Source organism: Streptomyces sp. NPDC006207 (assembly GCF_040613835.1).
Lineage (GTDB): Bacteria > Actinomycetota > Actinomycetes > Streptomycetales > Streptomycetaceae > Actinacidiphila.
Genome location: NZ_JBEXSX010000141.1, coordinates 1 through 3,156 on the forward strand (window position 1 = coordinate 1; position 3,156 = coordinate 3,156).

Consider the following 3,156-nt stretch of genomic DNA (forward strand, 5'->3'; position numbering starts at 1 on the left):
ACCCTCGTAGCGTACGTGCTCGACCATCGCGTCGAACGTCATCGCCGGTGTACGGAGGTCCGCTGGGGGCTGCGGGGACATCGGTGTGCCTTTCATCTTCTTGTTGTGGTGTGGGGCGGGGGCAGCGTGTCCCGCCCCACGGTCGTGAGGGTCAGGCCGGCTCGAGGTGACCGAACAGCAGGTCGTAGCCCGGGGGCAGCTGAAGCAAGAGCCGGCGCAGGAGGTCCTGTCCGGCCTCCTCGGCGGCCACGCTGAGGACGGCGCCGACGTCCCAGCGTGCGGTCTGTTCGGTGGCGCCTTCGATCCAGGCGGCGGTGGCCCGCACGAACCGCTCGGCGTCCAGCGGCTCGGCGGCCTGCAGCGGATTGAGCAGGATGAGTGCGTAGGTCTCCGGCAGTCGGGCGGCGAGTTCCGCACGCTCCTCGCCGACCACGTGTGCGCCCAGGAGGGCCAGCACGACGCGTGCGGCCTGGTCCGCCTCCTGTGGTGTGGAGTATTCGCCGCGTTCCTGCACGCGTGCGAGGAACGCATCCGGTCGCATGGCCACGGTAATCCCCTTGAGTTACGCGGAGGACGGAACCGAGGAGGGAGGGAAACGGTTAGCCGTCCTCCGCCGCCTGCGTGTGCCGGGTGGTGCCCGGCTCAGGGCTCAGCCGCTGATCTGCTTGCGGTCGCCGGTGGACGTGATGGCGATCTTGCGGGGCTTGGCCCGCTCCGCGATCGGGATGCGCAGGGTCAGAACGCCGGCGTCGTATTCGGCCTCGATGTGGTCGGCGTCCAGGGTGTCGGCGAGCATGAGCTGCCGGGAGAAGACGCCGAGGGGCCGTTCGGACAATTCCATCTGCACGTCGTCGGCCTTGGCGACGGGACGGCGTTCGGCTTTGACCGTGAGCATGTTGCGTTCGACGTCGATGTCGATCGCTTCCGGCGATACGCCGGGAAGGTCGAGGGCGATCACGTAGTGGTCGCCTTCGCGGTAGGCGTCCATCGGCATCGTCGAGGGCCTCGTCCATGTGCCGGACGTCCCCAGGAGCTGCTGGGTCAGACGGTCCAGCTCACGGAACGGATCGGTGCGCATCAACATCGTGAAACACCTCCAAGCGTTCGGGCAGTGGCTGCCAATGCGCTTCACCTGCTTTCACTTGTACCATGTCGTCCAAGCGATGACAAATGTCAAGTCGTCGAGGCGATGACACGAAGGGAGACACTGCCTCATGGATGCCACCGAGCCCGCTGCGTCGACGGCTGCCGGCGAGGATGGAGCCGTGCCACTCCTGGCCGCCGCAATTGCTCTGGCAGCCATCGACGACGCTCTGCGTACGGCCCGCGCCGCGGATACGACGCCGGCAGCCATCTCAGGTGACGACACAGAACAGGCGCTGGCCTCGCTCACGCTGCTGCGAGAGGTGCGCGAGCAGCTCGCCGGCTGGGAGAGGGGCCTGATTGAGACCGCCCGCGCCGCCGGCACCAGCTGGGCCGAGCTGGCAGGCCCTCTCGGGGTCGCCAGTCGCCAGGCTGCCGAACGCCGCTACCTGCGGCTGCAGCCGGGAGCGGCAGGCAGTACCGGGGAGGAGCGGGTGAAGGCCACCCGCGACCGCCGTGCCGCCGACCGCACCGTCACAGCCTGGGCACGAGACAACGCCGCAGACCTGCGCCGCCTGGCCGCTCTCATCACCGGGCTCTCCGACCTTCCCCCCGCGGCCCGCTCCGCCATCGCCGCCATCGACAGGGCCCTCGCCCACAACGATGCGGCCCGATTGATGACCCCCCTTGCGGCCGCCCGCATCCATCTGCAGCCGGGGCATCCGGAGATAGCTGCGCGCGTGGACGCTCTCATTCGGCACGCCGACCAGCTGCGCCAGGACAGCAACGACCAGCGACGCGACGCTTGACCCAGCGGAAGGAATCGCAGCGGCCCGGCGTCCGCCGGGCAGGCCCGAACGGTGGAACGGCGGTCGATGCGAACCGGGCGGCGCGGCGCGCCGCCTGTCACCAAAGATCAGGTCCGCCGCCCCGCCATTCGACCCAGCTCCCCTTCCAGAGGTCTCTGACCCGGGGCCTGAGCCCAGCCCGCCGCAGCAAGACGAGAATGTCCCTGGGCCCATGGGCCAGGGTGAGGATGCGCTCATCCGGCCGGACCCGGCGCCCGCCGCATTCCGAAGGCGGGATACACGATCACTCAGCATTCCACCCCTCCGGGCTGCGACGCAGTCTTGATGGCCGCATCCTGGAAGAACGACCCTGTCCGGAGTTTTCTGCACCTCCCCCGCGTACAAGCCCAGCACGCCGCCGGGGAGTGATCGCCTGACACGGCAACCATCGAGGTCCGCAACGAATGCACGACAAGGAAACGACCGCGCTCGTCGTGATCGACATGATCAATACGTATGAGCACGAGGACGCCGAACTGTTGCTGCCATCTGTGCGAGAGGCGCTTCCGGGCGTACGGAGGCTGATCTCACGCGCTCGCGCCATCGGTGTGGACGTCATCTACGTCAACGACAATTACGGACGCTGGCGCTCCCATCACGACGAAATCCTCGACATGGCACTCGCTGGCCCTCACGCCGACCTGGTCGAACCGGTCAAGCCCGACGCCGACTCGCTGTTCGTCGTCAAAGCCCGGCATTCGATCTTCTTCCAGACCCCGCTGGAGTACCTCCTGGACCGGCGGAACGTCGGCCATCTCGTGCTGTGCGGGCAGGTCACCGAGCAGTGCGTGCTGTATTCGGCACTCGACGCGCACGTCCGGCACCTGCCGACGACCGTCGCGAGTGACGCCGTCGCCCACATCCATCGCGACCTGGCCGACGCGGCACTGCGCATGATGGAGCGCAACATGGGCACCCACCTCTGCCCGGCGGACGAAGTCCCGCTGGGCGTCGAGGCTGGGACACCGCTCCCGCCACCATGACCGGTCCGGTCCGCCAACAAGGCCATGTGCTTCACGAACGCGAGGCCCTCTGGCGATCGGACGCTCAGCAGGAAAGTGCCTCATCGCAAATGCCGCCATGGCTGGTAAGCCGCTCATTGTGGTGGAGCAGAACAGCAGTGGCGGGTGCTAGGACTTGTCCGCCCGATCATGTGACTACTCGCCGTCCAGGTCGTTGATGTGGACATGGGGCGGGGTGATCTGACAGACGCAGAGTGGGAACG

The 3,156-nt window shown here is 67.8% G+C and carries 4 protein-coding genes; 2 read left to right on the top strand and 2 right to left on the bottom strand.

The window, feature by feature from the left end; translation table 11 throughout:
* Nucleotides 1-151: 151 nt before the first annotated feature.
* Complete coding sequence (locus ABZ312_RS44940; RefSeq protein WP_500329282.1) at nucleotides 152-541, bottom strand: DUF2267 domain-containing protein; 390 nt, start codon at nucleotides 539-541, stop codon at nucleotides 152-154.
* A 108-nt stretch (nucleotides 542-649) separates the two neighbouring features.
* Nucleotides 650-1,084 carry an Hsp20/alpha crystallin family protein gene (locus tag ABZ312_RS44945; RefSeq protein ID WP_499516341.1) on the bottom strand — a complete coding sequence of 145 codons (435 nt, stop codon included), beginning with the start codon at nucleotides 1,082-1,084 and terminating at the stop codon, nucleotides 650-652.
* 130 nt (nucleotides 1,085-1,214) lie between these two features.
* Here ABZ312_RS44945 and ABZ312_RS44950 point away from each other — a divergent pair, with 130 nt between their 5' ends.
* Nucleotides 1,215-1,892 (top strand): HSP18 transcriptional regulator, encoded by a 678-nt coding sequence (locus ABZ312_RS44950; protein WP_500358828.1) that lies wholly within the window; start codon nucleotides 1,215-1,217, stop codon nucleotides 1,890-1,892.
* A 443-nt stretch (nucleotides 1,893-2,335) separates the two neighbouring features.
* Nucleotides 2,336-2,914 (top strand): cysteine hydrolase family protein, encoded by a 579-nt coding sequence (locus ABZ312_RS44955; protein ID WP_500329284.1) that lies wholly within the window; start codon nucleotides 2,336-2,338, stop codon nucleotides 2,912-2,914.
* The last annotated feature ends 242 nt before the right edge of the window (nucleotides 2,915-3,156 follow it).

Coding starts and splice junctions, on each gene's coding strand:
- ABZ312_RS44950 (WP_500358828.1), top strand. CDS start 1,215: ATGGATGCCACCGAGCCCGCTGCGTCGACGGCTGCCGGCGAGGATGGA.
- ABZ312_RS44940 (WP_500329282.1), bottom strand. CDS start 541: ATGCGACCGGATGCGTTCCTCGCACGCGTGCAGGAACGCGGCGAATAC.
- ABZ312_RS44945 (WP_499516341.1), bottom strand. CDS start 1,084: ATGTTGATGCGCACCGATCCGTTCCGTGAGCTGGACCGTCTGACCCAG.
- ABZ312_RS44955 (WP_500329284.1), top strand. CDS start 2,336: ATGCACGACAAGGAAACGACCGCGCTCGTCGTGATCGACATGATCAAT.